Source organism: Patulibacter brassicae (assembly GCF_033949425.1).
GTDB lineage: Bacteria > Actinomycetota > Thermoleophilia > Solirubrobacterales > Solirubrobacteraceae > Patulibacter > Patulibacter brassicae.
The window spans coordinates 15047-30911 of record NZ_JAXAVX010000019.1; the positions used below are offsets into that span (position 1 = coordinate 15047).

General features: G+C 74.6%; 16 protein-coding genes. 8 read left to right on the forward strand and 8 right to left on the reverse strand.

The features are described 5' to 3' along the window. Positions 1–18: 18 nt before the first annotated feature. The gene (locus tag SK069_RS19200; RefSeq protein ID WP_319955879.1) at positions 19–1455 is read right to left on the reverse strand and encodes a wax ester/triacylglycerol synthase family O-acyltransferase; all 1437 of its coding nucleotides are present in this window, start codon (positions 1453–1455) and stop codon (positions 19–21) included. A gap of 184 nt (positions 1456–1639) precedes the next feature. Between SK069_RS19200 and SK069_RS19205 the strand changes: the two genes are divergently transcribed. Together SK069_RS19205 and moaA are read left to right on the forward strand one after the other, a co-directional pair. Then, positions 1640–1897 carry a 4Fe-4S dicluster domain-containing protein gene (locus tag SK069_RS19205; protein WP_319955880.1) on the forward strand — a complete coding sequence of 86 codons (258 nt, stop codon included), beginning with the start codon at positions 1640–1642 and terminating at the stop codon, positions 1895–1897. Between the two features lie 71 nt (positions 1898–1968). After that, on the forward strand, positions 1969–2988 hold the full coding sequence (gene moaA / locus SK069_RS19210) for a GTP 3',8-cyclase MoaA (RefSeq protein WP_319955881.1): 1020 nt from the start codon (positions 1969–1971) through the stop codon (positions 2986–2988). Between the two features lie 11 nt (positions 2989–2999). Here the strand turns inward: moaA and SK069_RS19215 are convergent, their stop codons facing one another. The 6 genes from SK069_RS19215 to SK069_RS19240 all read right to left on the reverse strand — a co-directional run bounded on the left by SK069_RS19215 (position 3000) and on the right by SK069_RS19240 (position 9064). Further along, on the reverse strand, positions 3000–4256 hold the full coding sequence (locus SK069_RS19215; protein ID WP_319955882.1) for a CoA transferase: 1257 nt from the start codon (positions 4254–4256) through the stop codon (positions 3000–3002). Then, positions 4253–5287 (reverse strand): MaoC family dehydratase, encoded by a 1035-nt coding sequence (locus SK069_RS19220; RefSeq protein WP_319955883.1) that lies wholly within the window; start codon positions 5285–5287, stop codon positions 4253–4255. Before SK069_RS19220 ends, SK069_RS19215 begins: the two co-directional genes overlap by 4 nt. 174 nt (positions 5288–5461) lie before the next feature. Beyond that, a complete protein-coding gene (locus SK069_RS19225; RefSeq protein WP_319955884.1) occupies positions 5462–6196 on the reverse strand; it encodes a tyrosine-protein phosphatase in 735 nt (244 codons plus the stop codon). A gap of 62 nt (positions 6197–6258) precedes the next feature. Then, a complete protein-coding gene (locus SK069_RS19230) occupies positions 6259–7179 on the reverse strand; it encodes an SDR family oxidoreductase (protein ID WP_319955885.1) in 921 nt (306 codons plus the stop codon). Between the two features lie 153 nt (positions 7180–7332). Further along, positions 7333–8166 (reverse strand): enoyl-CoA hydratase/isomerase family protein, encoded by an 834-nt coding sequence (locus SK069_RS19235; RefSeq protein ID WP_319955886.1) that lies wholly within the window; start codon positions 8164–8166, stop codon positions 7333–7335. A 91-nt stretch (positions 8167–8257) separates the two neighbouring features. Beyond that, positions 8258–9064 carry an enoyl-CoA hydratase/isomerase family protein gene (locus SK069_RS19240; RefSeq protein WP_319955887.1) on the reverse strand — a complete coding sequence of 269 codons (807 nt, stop codon included), beginning with the start codon at positions 9062–9064 and terminating at the stop codon, positions 8258–8260. A gap of 93 nt (positions 9065–9157) precedes the next feature. On the opposite strand from SK069_RS19240, the gene SK069_RS19245 reads away from it, so the two are divergent. From SK069_RS19245 to SK069_RS19265, 5 genes are all read left to right on the forward strand, one after another. Continuing rightward, the gene (locus SK069_RS19245; RefSeq protein ID WP_319955888.1) at positions 9158–10702 is read left to right on the forward strand and encodes a 3-hydroxyacyl-CoA dehydrogenase NAD-binding domain-containing protein; all 1545 of its coding nucleotides are present in this window, start codon (positions 9158–9160) and stop codon (positions 10700–10702) included. Between the two features lie 36 nt (positions 10703–10738). Further along, positions 10739–11482, forward strand: coding sequence for an SDR family NAD(P)-dependent oxidoreductase (locus tag SK069_RS19250; RefSeq protein WP_319955889.1), 744 nt, complete (start codon positions 10739–10741; stop codon positions 11480–11482). 70 nt (positions 11483–11552) lie between these two features. Further along, positions 11553–12266 carry a hypothetical protein gene (locus SK069_RS19255; RefSeq protein WP_319955890.1) on the forward strand — a complete coding sequence of 238 codons (714 nt, stop codon included), beginning with the start codon at positions 11553–11555 and terminating at the stop codon, positions 12264–12266. A gap of 202 nt (positions 12267–12468) precedes the next feature. Beyond that, positions 12469–13194, forward strand: coding sequence for a hypothetical protein (locus SK069_RS19260; RefSeq protein ID WP_319955891.1), 726 nt, complete (start codon positions 12469–12471; stop codon positions 13192–13194). An 85-nt stretch (positions 13195–13279) separates the two neighbouring features. After that, complete coding sequence (locus SK069_RS19265; RefSeq protein WP_319955892.1) at positions 13280–14014, forward strand: hypothetical protein; 735 nt, start codon at positions 13280–13282, stop codon at positions 14012–14014. A gap of 6 nt (positions 14015–14020) precedes the next feature. On the opposite strand, the gene SK069_RS19270 is transcribed toward SK069_RS19265, so the two are convergent. Next, positions 14021–14821: an enoyl-CoA hydratase-related protein gene (locus SK069_RS19270; RefSeq protein ID WP_319955893.1), complete on the reverse strand. Its 801-nt coding sequence runs from the start codon at positions 14819–14821 to the stop codon at positions 14021–14023. Between the two features lie 252 nt (positions 14822–15073). On the opposite strand from SK069_RS19270, the gene SK069_RS19275 reads away from it, so the two are divergent. Then, positions 15074–15856: a crotonase/enoyl-CoA hydratase family protein gene (locus SK069_RS19275; protein WP_319955894.1), complete on the forward strand. Its 783-nt coding sequence runs from the start codon at positions 15074–15076 to the stop codon at positions 15854–15856. Positions 15857–15865: the final 9 nt, after the last annotated feature.

The window sequence follows — 15865 nt, forward strand, 5'->3', positions numbered from 1 at the left end:
CGCCGGGCGGCCCGTCGCTCAGCCGCCCACCGCGTCGACGGTCGCCGACAGCTCGTCGAGCTCCGCCTGCAGGTCCGTCATGAGGTCCCACGCGTCGGGCAGCGCCTCGGCGTCGGCGACCGCGCCGACGGCGAGGTCCTGGGCGTAGCTCACCGCCGTGATGTTCAGCCCGACGCCGTCGAGGACGAGGCTCATGGGCAGCTGGGCGACGACGGGCGCGCCGGCCATGGTGAGCGGCATCGGCGGACCCGGGACGTTCGAGAGCAGGAGGTTCATCGGTGGCGCGAGCGCACCCGAGCCGAGCAGGCGGACGGCCGCGGAGGACACCGGCCCGAAGAGGACCGGCGGGATCAGGCCGTTGGCGTCCGGGAGCAGCGTGTCGGGGACGTCGCGGTGGCGGGCCTTCGCCTGCGCCATCGCCTCGTGCGCGCCGCGCAGGCGCTCCAGGGGGGTCGCGCGGTCCGTCGGCAGCGGCACGATGAACGACGAGAACTGGTTGCCGAACGCGGTGAGCTCCTGCACCGGGCGGACGGACACGGGGATGAACGCCACGAGCGGCTCGTCGGGCAGGTCGCCGGTGGCCGACAGGCGCCGCCGCAGGGCGCCGGCGATGAGCGCCACGACGACGTCGTTGATCGTCACCCCGTGCGCGGTCTTGATCCGTCGGACCTCGGCGAACGGGAAGGTCTCGAACGCGACCCGCCGCTCGGGGCTCAGCGGGCCGTTGAGCCGCGTGCGCGGAGCCTGGACGTACTCGCTGCTCGCGCCGTCGCGGCCGGCGCGGCGCCGGGCGCCGAGGCTCAGCGCGCGGACGCCCGGGAAGCTGCGCAGGGTCGGGGTCTGGTCGAGGTTGGCCAGCGTCCGCCGCGCCCGCCGCAGCGCGCCGACCGGGTGGGCCACGGCGGACGCCACCGCACCGGCCAGCAGCGCCGGCCGCCCCGGGGCCGCGCGGGGGACGACCTCGCCCGACGGCGCGTCGGGCGCGGGATCCTGCAGCGTCGCGAAGACGTAGCCGGCCGAGAGCCCGTCGGCCACCGCGTGATGCAGCGCCGCGACGATCGCCGTCCGGCCCTCGGCCAGGCCGTGCACGACCCGGAGCTCCCAGAGCGGTCGCGAGCGGTCCATCCGCTCGACGAGCATCCGCTCGATCACGCCGGCGATGGCGCGGCCGTCGCCCGGGGCGTCGACCCGCTCCTCCGTGACGTGCTCGTCGATCTCGACCGGGCCGTCCACCACCACCGGGTGCGCGATGCCCAGCGGGGCCGGGGCGAGGCGCCATCGCAGCACGGGCAGGCGGTCGATCCGCTCGGTCACGAGCGCGACGACGTCCTCCCGGCTGACGGACGACCCGTCCTCGCGGGGACCGCAGACGATCAAGCCGCAGTAGTGGCCGTAGGTGTTGCCCGACTCCGCAGCAAGGAACTGCGCGTCGAAGGCGTTGAGTCGTCGCACCATGCTCCTCGCGTTGCTGCTGACCGGCGTGCGCCGCGCACCGTACGGGATGGCTGGACACGGCGTCAACGACACGGCAGCCGACAACCACCCGTTCCACGGTGCGAAGATCCGCGCTCGCGCAGCAGCGCCTGACAGGACATACTGTCCAGACACAACGTCAGAGCAAACTCGAGGAGGACGACCAGTGACCTACGTCATCACGGAGTCGTGCATCGGCACGAAGGACGCCAGCTGCACCGAGGTCTGCCCGGTCGACTGCATCCATCCCACGCCGGACGAGGACGGGTACGACCAGGCCGACCAGCTGTACATCGATCCGGAGGAGTGCATCGACTGCGACGCGTGCGCCGAGTCCTGCCCGGTGGACGCGATCTTCAGCGAGGACCAGGTCCCCGACGACCTGCAGTCCTACATCCAGAAGAACGCCGCGCACTACGCCTGACGGCGGGACGCCCGCGCGGACCCCTCCCCGGGGGTCGTGGGGCCCCGTCGCGGCTCGCTACCGTTCTGGGGGTGGACGCGACCCCGACCGCCGCGCGCACCGCCCCGGTCCTGACCGACGGCTACGGCCGGGTCGCCCGTGACCTGCGGCTGTCGGTCACCGACGTCTGCAACCTCCGCTGCCGCTACTGCCTGCCGGACGAGCGCGTCGCGTGGCTCCCGCGCGACGAGCGTCTCGACGACGACGAGACGGTGCGTCTCGTCACCCTCCTGGCCGCGCTCGGGGTCCGGACCGTCCGGGTCACGGGCGGCGAGCCGCTGGCCCGACCCGGTCTCGCCCGGCTCGTCGAGCGCCTCGCGGCGATCGAGGGCATCGACGAGCTCGCCCTGACGACGAACGGCGTGCTGCTCGCGCGGCACGTCGCCGCGCTGGCCGACGCCGGCATCAGCCGGATCAACGTCTCGCTGGACAGCGTCGATCGCGAGCGCTTCGACGCGCTGACGCGCCGGGACCTGCTCCCGCGGGTGCTCGAGGGGATCGAAGCGGCGCGCCGGCATCCGGGCATCCGCCAGGTGAAGCTCAACGCCGTCGCCCTGCGCGGGGTCACGGAGCACGAGGCGCTCGACCTCGTGGCCTTCGCCCGCGCGCACGACCTGCAGCTGCGCTTCATCGAGGTCATGCCGCTGGACGCCGCGGGCAACTGGAAACCCACCGACGTGCTGACCGCCGAGCAGCTGCGGGCGATCATCGCCCGGCGCTGGCCGCTCGAGCCGCTCGAGCGGGAGCCCTCGTCGACCGCCCGCCTCCTGCGCTTCGCCGACGGCGGCGGCGAGGTCGGCTTCATCGCGTCCGTGAGCGAGCCGTTCTGCGCGGACTGCGACCGGCTGCGCCTGACGGCCGACGGCCAGCTGCGGACCTGCCTCTTCGCCCACGGCGAGACCGACCTGCGCGGGCCCCTGCGCGCGGGCGCCGACGACGCCGCGCTGGCCCGCGTGGTGCGCGAGGCCGTCGCGGCGAAGCAGTGGGGCCACGAGATCCACCGGCCCGGCTTCCGGCCGCCGGCGCGCTCGATGAGCGCGATCGGCGGCTGACCCGGCGGGGCTCAGGCGGTCGTGGCCGCGCGAGGCGCGTCGGCCGCGGCACCCGCGACGATGCCGTCGTCGTGCAGCCGGCCGATCTCGTGCTCCGCCAGGCCGAGGACGTCGGCCAGGACCTGCTCCGTGTCCGCCCCGAGGACCGGCGCCGGCGCCACGGGCACCCGCGGGACCGCCGAGAACTCCAGCGGCGAGGCCGGCGACAGGTAGCGCCCCGCGCCCGGCTGGTCGACCTCGGCGAACATCGGGTTGTCGCTCGAGCAGCGCGGGTCCTCCTCCACGAGCTGGCGGAACGTCTGGTAGGGCCCCCACGAGACCGACGTGCCGGCGAACGCCTCGCGGACGTCGGCGAGGTCGCGTCGCGCGAACCACGGCCGCAGCAGCGCCGCGATGAAGTCGCGGCCCTGGAACCGCCCGGCCTCGGTCGAGAGGTCGAAGCCGGTGCCCTCCTCGATCTTCGCGCAGGCCTCGTGGAGGTTCGTCGCGTCCTTCAGGGCGCTCCACTGACGTCCGGTCAGCGCAACGACCATCACGCGGCGACCGTCGCGGGTCTCGAAGTCGTGCCCGAACGCGCCGTAGAGGTAGTTGCCGTCCTTCGCGCTGTCGCGCGCCTCGAGCTGCGCCTCCGCGATCCGCCCGAGGTTCCCGACCATCGCGAAGGCGACGTCGGAGAGCGCGAGGCTGATGAGCGTGCCCAGGCCGGTGCGCGACCGGCGGCGCTCTGCGGCGAGCAGCCCGACGGCGGCGAGCTCGCCCATCGCGATGTCCCAGGCCGGCAGCACGCTGTTGAGCGGCTCGGCGAGGTTCCGCGGGCCCGTCGCCCACGGGAAGCCGGTCGCCGGGTTCACGGTGTAGTCGACCTCGCTCGTGCCGTCCGGGTTGCCGGTCAGCGCGACCATGACGAGGTCCTCCCGGCGCTTGCGCAGCTCGTCGTAGGCGAGCCAGCCGCGCGCCGGGAAGTTCGTGAGGAAGAGCCCGGAGTCGGGTCCCGGCGCGCCGACGAGCTGGCCGACGAGCTCGCGGCCCTCCGGGCGGCGGAGGTCGATCTGGATCGAGCGCTTGCCCTTGTTCAGCCCCGCCCAGAAGAGGCTCTGGCCGCCCTCGGCGACCGGCCACCGAGCGTGGTCGAGTCCCCCGCCGATCTGGTCGAAGCGGATGACGTCCGCGCCGAGCTGCGCGAGCGTCATGCCCCCGAGCGGCGCCGCGACGAAGGCCGAGCCCTCGATCACGCGCATGCCGGCGAGGATGCCGTGCTGGTTCGTCATGCCATCACTCCGATCAGGTCCCAGGCCAGTACGTGTCGCGGCTCGCCGCCCGCGTCGTCGTCGAGCGGATCAGCCGTGACGTCGACGTGCAGCTCGACGAGCGCGCCGCCGTCCGCCAGGGGCGTCGACGCGCCGATCGTCACGACGCTGCGCAGCGTGTCGTCCTCGAAGACCGGGCCGACGTGGTCGCAGCGGCGCCAGCCCACGATCGTCACGAGGTTCGGCAGCGCCCGGCCCAGCTGCGCGCCGGCCAGGCCGATCGTGTGGCCGCCGTAGACGAGTCGGCGCGGCGGACGCGCGCCCGTGCCCCGGCGGTCGTGGTGCACGAGGGCGACGTTCATCCCGAGGCGGGCCAGCTCGGGCGCCGAGCTCACGACGTCCCCGCCGACGACCTCGATCCGCTCCCCCTCGCGCAGATCCGCCGCGTGCGCGCCGTGCGGCGATGCGGCGCGGAAGGCCGCGAGGTCCCAGCCGGTCGTCACCGCCCGCAGCGCCGCCTCGTCGAGGTCCTCCGGCACCGCGTCGACGGCGTCCTGGCGGCCGGTCGGCGGCGCGTCGGGTCGCAGCGGCAGCATCGCGCAGCGCCGGAAGTCGAGCACCGGCCGGTCGTGCTGGTCGACCGTCCGCATGTGCAGCTCCGCCAAGCCGGTCGCCGGGCGGCCCTCGCGACGACGGTTCTCGCGCAGCGCCTCGACCGTCGTCGTCGTGCGCAGCGCGTCGCCGATCCGGACCGGACGCAGCAGGACGAGGCCGCGGTAGAAGAGGTTGGCGCGGACCCGCTGGGTCACGGCCGTCGACTGGCCGATGGCGACGTCGCAGACGAGCGACGGGTGAGCCAGGAGACCGTCCTCGCCGGTCACGGCGCGCGCGAGACCCCGATCGAGCGCGAGCCGCAGGCGCCAGCCGAGGATCGACTGGTGCACCGCGGCCGTCCCCTCCGTGAGGGTGACCACCGGCGCGTCCTCGACCGTCGCACCGACCTCGAGATCCTCGAAGTAGGGTGCCGGTGGGACCGCGATCCGGGTCGTCACGGGCGCTCCGGGGACGACGGCGAGGGCATGCCGGTCACGCTACACCCCGGACGGTCCGTGCGGACAGACCGTCCGAGCCGCTCCCCCGGTCCGTCGGGGTCCGACCGGCCCCGAGGTCCGCGTCGTGCGGAAGGCCCTCGACCATGGCTTCACCGGACGACGCGCGTCGCGTCGCTACCGCTCGAGCAGGGCGTCGGCGAGGGCCTCGAGCTCGTGCTCCGCCGCCCCGTGGGCGAGCAGGTAGTCGCGGGCACCCCCGTGCTGCTCGCGGAGGTGGTCCAGCACGAGCCGCATCGCCTCCGCCGGGGCGTCGAGCGCCACCGCGATCGTCTGCTCGTCGAGGCCGGCCTCGACGGCGTGGCGGCGGATGCGGTCGAGCTTCGGCCCGCGCAGCAGCTCGCCGGTGAGCGCGTAGTCGGCGACGATCTCCTCCTCGTCGACCCCGAGGAGGCCGAGCACGAGCGCGGTCACGAGGCCGGTCCGGTCCTTGCCCGCGGCGCAGTGGTAGAGCGCGGGCAGCGCGCCGGGCACGGCGAGCCGGCGGACGGCCTCGGTCAGGCGCTCGCCGCGCTGCTGGAGCAGCAGCAGGTAGAGCCGGCCGAGGTCGGTGATCCGTCCCGTGCTCAGCTCGCCCATGACGGGGATCAGCACGTGCTCGAGCTCGAGCCCGGCGAGGTCGTCGGGGTGCTGCTCGGACTCGATCGCCTGGCGCAGGTCGATGACCGTGCGCAACCCGAGCTCGCGCAGGACGGCGCGCCCGGCGTCGCCGAGCGCGTCGATGCCGTCGGCCCGGAAGAGGCGCCCCCGGGCCACCCGCGCCCCGTCGCGCGCGGCGTAGCCGCCGACGTCGCGGAAGTTCGCCGTGCCCGGGACGGCGTGGACGCGCTCGGCGGGCGGGACGGTGGTCATGCCGTCGAGGGTGGCAGGTCGGGCGCCCGACCCCGTCGGGTCGGGGCGTCCGTCCCGGCCGGTCATCGGGTCTGGTCGAGGACCTCGTCGGGGTCGACCTCGACCGCCGGCTCGTCGGCGGGCGCGGCGGTGAGCGGTGCCCGCGCCGGCGTCGTGCCGATCCGCTGCTCGTAGCCGGCGCGCGCCTGCTGGTCGATCTCGAGGAACGCGCGATCGGCCTTGATCAGGTGGTTCATCGTGTCGCGCAGGCGACGGCCGAGCAGCGGCTGCGTCTTCAGCACGCCGGTGAGGATCCTCGGCACCACGACGTCCGGCCGCGGGCGCCGCACGACGTCGACGATCGCCTCGGCGACGTCCTCCGGCTCGACGTTCTTCACGAACCGCGTGCCGCTCGTCCCGTTCACGAGGTCGGTGTTCGTGAACGACGGCATGACGCAGGTGAAGTGCAGGCCACGGCCGGCGTACTCGACCCGCGCCGTCTCCGTCGCCGACACGACGGCGGCCTTCGACGCGGCGTACGTGAGGCCGCCCGGAACGGGCGACTTGCCCGCGACGGAGGCCGTGTTGATGATGTGCCCGCGGCCGCGGGCGAGCATGCCCGGCAGCGCGGCCTTCATCCCGTTGAGGCAGCCCTGCACGTTGATGCGCAGGACGCGCTCGGCGGTCTCCGGCGACTCGTCGAGGAACGGCCCGATCGGCATGATGCCGGCGTTGTTGTGCAGGACGTCGATCGGCCCGAGGGCCTGCTCCGCGTCGGCGAGGAAGCTCGCGAACGACGCCGGGTCGGTGACGTCGACGGCGAGGCCGACGGCGCGCTCGCCGAGGCCCTCGGCCTGCCGGCGGGCCTCTTCGGCGTCGATGTCGCCGAGCGCGACCTTGCAGCCGGCGGCGTGCAGCGCCTTGGCGGTCGCCAGGCCGATGCCGCGCGCGGCTCCGGTGATGGCGACCACGCGGGAGCCGGTGATCTGCTGCTTCGTGGCCATGAGTGCTCCTCCAAGCGATTCCCGAGACCGACGGACATGCTATCCGGTCAGCATGTCCAGGGCGAACGGCCGTTCGTCCAGCGCCGGTCGCGGGCGATCCGTGCCAGATCTGGCACGGTACCGTGCCAGATCGAACGCGGGAGCGGGCGCCGGCTACCGGCCCTCGTAGCGCGGCTCGCGCCGCTCGATGACGGCCGCCAGCCCCTCGCGGGCGTCGTGGGTCCCCGAGAGTCGCGAGACCGTGCGGGCCTCGTCGGGCATCCGCGCCTCGGCGGTCCCGTCCAGGCCCTCCCACATGAGGCGCTTCGCCTCGCCGTAGGCGAGCGTCGGGCCGGCGGCGATCCGGCGCGCGAAGGCCAGCGCCTCCTCGACGAGGCGATCGTCCGGGACGACCCAGTTGATCAGGCCGTCCTCGAGCGCCTCCTGCGCGGTGAGGACGCGGTCGGCCAGGACGATCTCCATCGCTCGACGGAAGCCGACGATCCGCGACAGCGTCACCGAGGTGCCGGCGTCCGGCGCCATCCCGGCACGCGTGGCGGCCGACATGAACTTCGTCGACTCGCCGGCGTAGACGAGGTCCGCCGCGCAGACGAGACCGAGCCCGCCGCCGCCGGCCGCGAAGCCGTGGACGGCCGCGATCACCGGCGCCTGCAGGCGCATGAGGCCGGAGGCGGCCGTCTGCAGGAGGGTCGTCGCCACGCGCAGGTAGTCCGGCAGCCCCTCGCCCTTCGAGGCGAAGTCGCGGATGTCGCCCCCGGCGCAGAAGTGCTTGCCCTCGCCCGTCATCAGCACGGCGCGGACCCGCTGGTCCTCGAGGCAGCGGAGGATCGCGGCGTTCAGCGCCTCGAGGAACGGGACGCTCATGCCGTTGGCGGCGTCGGGGCGGTTCAGCCGGATCCGCGCGACGCCCGTCGACTCGAGGTCGAGCAGGACGGCGGCGTCGGCGATCAGCGCCTCGGTGGTGATCTCGTCGGTCGTGGTGCTCATCGGGGGCGACTCCTGCGCGTCGTCGGGATCGGGTCGGGCCGCGTGCCGGACCGGGCGGACGCGGGGCGTCGCCACGGATCGGCGCCGGCCGTCAGCGGTTGGTGAAGCGGCCGATGCCGGCCGCGGCCTCCTCGCCGGAGAGGTGGTCGAGCACCGTCTCCAGCTCGCGGTCCAGGCCGTCGGCGAGGGTGCCGTCGAGGCCCCCGCGGACGAGGCCCTTCGTGCGGGCGATCGCGGCGCGGTCCTTGCCGGCGAGCTGCTCGAGCAGCGCCTCGACGGCGGCGTCGAACTCCTCCGCCGGGACGGCCCGGTAGACGAGCCCCCACTCGGCGGCCTGCCTCCCGCTCAGCCGGTCGCCGGTGAGGATGTGGCCGAGCGCGCGGGGGCGGCCGACGAGGCGGGCGAGCCGCTGCGACGAGCCGCCGCCCGGCACCTGACCGAAGTTCGAGTGGTTGTCGGCGAGCTTCGCGTCCTCGCGCACGATGGCGATGTCCGAGGACTGGATGAGCTCGAAGCCCCCCGCCATCGCGTAGCCCTCGACCGCGGCGACGACCGGCACGGGCAGCTCGGCGATGAGGTCGCAGGCGCGCCGGAAGGCGACGAAGAGCCCCCGCAGGGCCTCGCGCGCGTCGTCGGCGGTCCGCAGCGCCTCGAGGTGGTGGAAGTCGCCGCCGACGGAGAAGCAGCCGTCCGCGCCGCGGATGACGATCACCGCGATCGTCTCGTCGCCGCCGAGCTCGCGCAGCGCGCGCTCGAGCTCCTGCCCGACCTCGGTGGTGATCGCGTTGCGCGCCTCGGGCCGGTTCAGGGTGATCCGCCCGATCGCGCCGTCGCGCTCGGCGAGCACGACCGGCGGGGCGGCCTCGTTCGACGGTGCGGTGCTCTCGGCGCTCGACATCGCCGCTGATCGTATCCGGATCGCAACGCGTCGTCTGGACATGGTGTGTGGGCAAGCCGCGCAGGACCGCGATCCGCCGGTACGCTCCCGCCCATGAGCGCGCGCGTCCCCGACACGATCGCCGTCATCGGCGCCGGCACGATGGGGGCCGGGATCGCGCAGCTCGCCGCGCAGGCTGGCGCGCGGACGCTCCTGCACGATCCGGTCCCCGAGGCGCTGGAGCGCGGCATCGCCGGCATCGGCAAGGGACTCGACCGCCTCGTCGCGAAGGGCAAGCGAACCGCCGAGGAGGTCGAGGAGATCACCGGCCGGATCGAGGCGGCGGCGACGCTCGAGGACCTCGCGCCGGCCGGGCTCGTGATCGAGGCTGCGCCCGAGCGGCTCGAGATCAAGCTCGACCTGTTCGGCAAGCTCGCGGGGATCGTCGCGCCGGACGCGGTGCTGGCGACGAACACCTCCTCGCTCTCGGTCACCGAGATCGCCGCGTCGACGCCCGGCACGGAGCGGGTCGTCGGCTTCCACTTCTTCAACCCGGCGCCGGTGATGAAGCTCGTCGAGGTCGTCGCCGGCGAGGGGTCCTCGGAGCAGGCGCTCGCGATCGCCCGCGCGACCGGCGAGGCGATGGGCAAGCACGTCGTCGACGCCGCCGACGTCGCCGGGTTCCTCGTGAACCGGGTGAACCGCCCGTACTCGCTGGAGTCGCTGCGCCTGCTCCAGGCACGGATCGGGACGGTCGAGCAGCTCGACCGGATCATGCGCCGCGGCGCCGGGTTCCGGATGGGCCCGTTCGAGCTCATGGACCTCATCGGCATCGAGACGAACCACGCCGTCGCCGAGGGCTTCTACCGCCAGACGTTCGGGGAGCCGCGCTTCCAGCCCTCCCCGCTCCAGGCGCGCAAGATCCAGGCCGGGCACCTCGGCCGCAAGACCGGCCGCGGCTGGTACGCCTACGCCGACGGGCAGCCGCACCGGCCCGACGACGCCCCGGCGCCGGAGGCCGGCGGGGGCGACGGGCGGACGGTCGCGATCGTCGGGTCGATCCCCCTCGCCGACGAGCTGCGGGACGCGGCCGCCGGCGCGGGCTTCGCGGTCGTCGGGTCCGACGCGACCGACCCGTGGCTCACGCTGGACCTGCGGCTCGACGAGGCCGAGGGCGCGCTGCCCGCCGGGCCGCGCGCCGTGCTGCTGGCCCGCGGCTCGCTGCACGCGCTGGACCCCCAGGCCGCCGGGTTCCATGCGGTCGCGCCGCTCGAGGCCTCCCGCCTGATCGAGGTGACGGCGACGGAGGCGACCGTCCCGGAGGCGCTGGAGCGGCTCGAGGGGCTCGTCGCCGGCGTCGGCCGCCACGCCGAGCGGGTGGCCGACGCCCCCGGCCTGGCGCTCGGTCGGGTCGTCGCGCAGCTCATCAACGAGGCGGCGTTCCTCATCGGCCAGGGCGACGCCACCCCGGAGGACGTCGACGCCGGGATGCGGCTCGGCGTGAACCACCCGCGCGGCCCGATCGCCTGGTCGGCCGCGCTCGGCCTGCCGCACGTCGTGGCGATCCTCGACGCGCTGCATCGCGAGCTCGGCGAGGAGCGCTACCGCGTCGCCCCGCTGCTGCGCCGCCGCCTGGCCGTCGGCGCCGACCTGGGCTGACGCCCGACCGAGAACCAGAGGACCGAGGAGCACGACATGGGCATGCTGGACGGACGCCGGGCGCTGGTCACCGGCGGAGCGCGCGGGATCGGCGCGGGGATCAGCCGTCGGCTGGCCGCCGAGGGCGCGCACGTGATCGTCGCCAATCGGACGCTCGACGTCGCGGAGGAGATCGCCGCCGAGATCGGCGGCGAGGCCGTGCAGGTCGACATCGGCGACCTCGAGCAGGCCGACCGCGTCGTGCGCGAGGCCGGCCGGCTCGACGTCCTCGTGAACAACGCCGGCTTCGACGATCCCGGCTGGTTCACCGACACGACGCCCGAGCGCTGGCAGCGCGTCGTCGGGGTGAACCTCCTCGGCATGTTCGCCGTAACGAAGGCCGCCCTGCCCGCGATGCAGGAGGCGAGGTACGGCCGGATCATCAACATCGGCTCCGAGGCCGGGCGGATCGGCTCGTCCGGCAACGCCGTCTACGCGGCGACGAAGGGCGGCATCATCGCCTTCACGAAGTCGATCGCCCGCGAGAACGCCCGCTTCGGCATCACCGCGAACACCCTCGCGGTCGGCCCGATCGAGACCCCGCTGATGGACCAGGTCCGGGCGAAGGGCGAGCTCGGCCTGAAGATGGTCGCCGCGATGGAGGCCGGCACGCTGCTCAAGCGCCTCGGCACGGCGGAGGAGGTCGCCGCCCTCGCGGCGTTCGTCGCCTCGGAGCAGGCGTCGTTCGTCACCGGCGAGAACATCGGCGTCTCCGGCGGCATGGGCATCGGCTCCGCCTGAGCTCCTCGGACAACTGACGCCCGTCCACCGGTCTGGCGTCTCGGCGCTCGGCGGCGTAGCTTCTTCGGCGGTGTCCCCCACCCTGCGAAGCCTCTTCCTCGTTTTGCTGCTCGCCCTCGTCGGCTGCGGGGCCGGGAGCGATTCGCGCGGTCTCGGGTCCGACGCTCAGCGCTGGCAGGAGATCGCCCGGACCGAGGGCGTCCGTTCCCCGCTGAGCAAACGTGAGTATGACCTGCTCGTCGCGTCCGACCGCGCGGTCGAGGCGATCTGGAAGGGCGTCGACGAGACCGACCGGGGGGCGGTCCGCGCAGCGATGGACAAAGCGTTCCGTCGCGCACGAGACGACTGCCAGCAGTACCGAAGCGCCGGTCCTGTGCTGCGCTCGCTGGCCGCCTCGTGCGCGTCGGGCGTCGAAGGGATCGAGAGCTACATCGATCTCGCCCTCTCTCGCGGGGAGAGCGCCCAGTGCGACGACGCGGACGCATGCGCCGCCCACCTCGAGCGGCTCGCCGAGCTATTCGACGCCACAGCGCAGAGCATCCTGCAGCCACGCCGCGCGTTCCGCGACTCGCCTCTCGGTCCGCGCTGCCGCGACACACTCATCGGCCCGCGGCAGCTCGGCACCGCGTTCGCCGCGATGGCGGCCACCTTCCGCGGCTTTGCGGACGCCCCGAGCCAGGACGAGATCGACCGACGCGCGGACGTCGCCGACCGACGCATGGAGCGTGCATTGGCACGCGCAGCGAGACTCCGCCCGACCGCCTGCAAGGACGACGTCGGGTGACGTCGGCCCCTTCGGCCGTGAGGTCGGCGTCGTCCCAGGGCAGCTTCACGTCGCACGCACGCGGCGCGTCATCGGCGCTGACGAGCGAGTGATCGAGGTCGCGGACCGCGCGACGCGCAGGCGGTCGAACGGATCGGAATGGTGCCAGGGGAGGTCCGCGACGGCCCCGGACAGACGCCGACGCCCGACATAGGGTGACGCCATGCCACGTTCACGTGCGCGCGCCATCCTCGTCGTGCTGGCCCTCGGCGTCGCGTCGCTTGCGGCGTGCGGGGACGACGAGCCCGACCGCGGCGGGACCACGACCGCGGCGAAGCTCTCGGCCGACGCGCGGCTGACCCAGAGCGACTACCAGGTGCTCGTCCGGTCGTGGCGCGCGCAGCGGTCGGTCGAGCGGCAGATGGAGGCGCTCGACGACGACGCCGCACCGCAGCAGGTCCAGGCGCTCTTCGGGCGGGCGAGCGACGCGGCCCATCGCGATTGCGCCGCCTACGAGCGAGGCGGGGCGGTGCTCCGCGCACTGGCACCGTCGTGCCGTGCGGCCGCCGAACAGTTCGAGAAGCTCGGCGCGACGTTCAGCGCGATGGTCGGATGCACCGACCAGGCCTGCCTGCGCAGGGCGTTCGCCGACCTCGCGTCGTCGATGCGCGTCGGCGTCCGCAAGATGGAGGACTCGCGTGCACTGCTCGCCGACACGCGCTTCGTGCCGAAGTGCCGCGAGGCGCTGCACGGGACGGACGAGATGCTCGACGAGGGCCGGAAGATGGCCAGCTCCCTCGACGGCGTCGTGCGGCTCCTCGGTGACGAGAGCGCCTCGGAGGAGCAGGTCGGCCAGGCGCTCGAGCAGCTCGGCGTCCTGTTCGAGCAGCCGAGCCGGACGAGCGTCGCCGACCTCGATCCGAGGCCCTGCAAGCGGCACGTCGGCTGAGCGCGAGGGCGCGGCGGCGGTCGGCCGACCGGACGACCGGCCACGTCGGTCGCGCCACCGCGTCGCCGCATGATCCAGTGACGTCATGCGTCACGTGCCCATCCGGCTCCTCGTCGTCCTGCTCGCGGCGTGCGCCGCCGGGTGCGGTGGCGGCGCGAGCGACGCCGAGCGCACCGCTCGGCCATCGGCCGCGACGACCTCGACGACCTCGACGACGAGCCTGCGGGGCGTGACGATGTCGGCGGCGGAACGGCGGGCACTCGCGCGGTCCGTGCGCACCACCGAGCGCTGGACCGCCACCGACCGGCTCTTCGCGGGGGACATCGGCGGGATCGGGGACCTCCGGCGGCGGCTCGCGCAAGCGGCGACCGCCCTGCGCCGCGATTGCCGTCAGCGCCGCACCGCGGGTCCGATCCTCCGGGCCGCGGACGCGACCTGCCGAGCGATGGTGGGCTTCACCGCCGCGAGCTTCACCGCCGCCACCACCGACACCAGCGGGTGCCGCTCGTCCGCGTGTACCGCGGAGCCGCCTCGCGCGCTCCTGCGGGCCGCCCGTCGCTGGCGGGCTGCAGCCCGCGATGACCGAGCGGTCCTGCGGCGAGCCGCGATTCCGCGAGCGTGCCTCGCGCTGCTCGTGGGCGCGTCCGGCCGCGACGGCGCCCTGCGCCGCGTCGAGGACGCGCTGGAGGCCTGGGCGGCGGCTCCGCCAGGGCGAGCGGACGCGGCGGCCGGCGCGGCGACGCAGCCGCTCGTCGCGCTGGAGGCGCAGCTGCGGCGCGACGGTTCCGCCGGCGCGACGGCCTGCAGGCGTCCCGGCTGACCCTGCTCAGCGGCCGAGGAAGCGCGGCTTGCGCTTCTCCTTGAACGCCGTGACGCCCTCGGCGTAGTCGGCGGTCGTGGCGTGGCGCTGCTGGAGGCGGGCCTCGAGGGCCATGTGGTCGTCGAGGCCGCGCAGCGCGGCGGCGCCGAGGGCCTCCTTCATCGACGCGATCGCGACGGTCGGCAGCGCCGCGAGGCGGTCCGCGAGGGCGTCGGCGGCCGCGCGCAGCTCGTCGTCGGGATGGACGGCGTTGACGACGCCCCAGTCGAGCGCCTTGGCCGCGGGGAGGCGCTCGCCGAGCATCGCGAGCTCGGCGGCGCGGCCATACCCGATCCGCGCCGGCAGGTTGAACGTCGCGCCGCCGTCGGGCATCACGGCGATGTGGACGAACGCGAGCAGGAAGTACGCCGACTCGGCGGCGATCACGAGGTCGCAGGCGAGGGCGAGCGAGAACCCGAGGCCGGCCGAGGCGCCCTGGACCGCGGCGATCACCGGCTTCGGCGCCCGGCGGATCTCCGCGACGATCGGGTTGTAGATCTCGTCGAGGCGGGTGTGCAGGTCGGGGTCGCCCTCGGGCGTCAGCTCGCGCGGCACCTTCACGTCGGCGCCGGCCGAGAAGGCGCGGCCCGCCCCGACGAAGAGGATCGCGCGGACGTCCGGATCCGCGCTGGCCCCGTGCACCGCGGCGAGGATCTCCCGCCCCATGTCCGGCGTCCAGGCGTTGAGCGCCTCGGGCCGGTGCAGCTCGATCGTGGCCACGGCGTCGCGCCGGTGGACGCGGATCGACTCGAACTCGGTGCTGGTCATCGCGGGCTCCTGCATCCTGCGGTCACGGAGGGACCTCGCGGTCGCGGCCGGCGACCTGCGGCGCGCGTCCCGTCGACGGCAGGATCGCGGCACGAGCGGCGGAGGGCGAACCGCCGCCGGAGCGACCGGCCGGGAACGAACGGCGGCCACGCCTGAGGCCCGGCGTGGCCGCTCCGCCATCATACGCACTGATCGGACAGTCTGTCCTGACGAATCGTCGCTCCCGACGGACCGGCGGCTATCGTGGCCGTCATGAGCGCCGAGACCGAGACCGCGCCGCTGCTGCGCGAGGAGCAGGACGGGGTCCTGCTCCTGACCCTCAACCGCCCCGACGTCCGCAACGCGGTGGACCTGCCGCTGGCCGAGGCGATGGCCGAGGCGCTCGATCACCTCGACGCCTCGCCCGACCTCTCCGTCGGCGTCATCACGGGCGCGGGGCGCGGGTTCTGCGCCGGGATGGACCTCAAGGCGTTCGCGGAGACCGGCAAGCGCCCGTGGGCCGGGGACCGCGGCTTCGCCGGGATCGTGCGCCGGGCGTCGCGCAAGCCGCTGATCGCCGCGATCGAGGGCTTCGCCGTCGCCGGCGGCCTGGAGATCGCGCTCGCCTGCGACCTCGTCGTCGCCGCGAAGGGCACGAAGATCGGGATCCCCGAGGCGAAGCGCTCGCTCGTCGCCGCCGGCGGCGCGCTGCGGCGCCTGCCCCGCCTGCTGCCGCCGTCGCTGGCGCTCGAGCTCGCGCTGACGGGCGACCTCATCACCGCCGATCGGGCCTACGAGCTCGGCGCGATCAACCGCCTGACCGAGCCGGGCGAGACCGTCGCCGCCGCCCGCGAGCTCGCCGCCCGGATCGCCGCCAACGGGCCGCTCGCGCTGATCGCCGCGAAGCAGATCGTCCAGCAGCAGTGGTCGTGGAGCGACGACGAGTTCTGGGACCGCCAGGCCGCGATCGCCGATCCGGTCATGCAGTCCGAGGACGCCCGCGAGGGCGCCCGAGCGTTCACCGAGAAGCGCGATCCGGTCTGGCGGGGCCGCTGACGTCCGGCC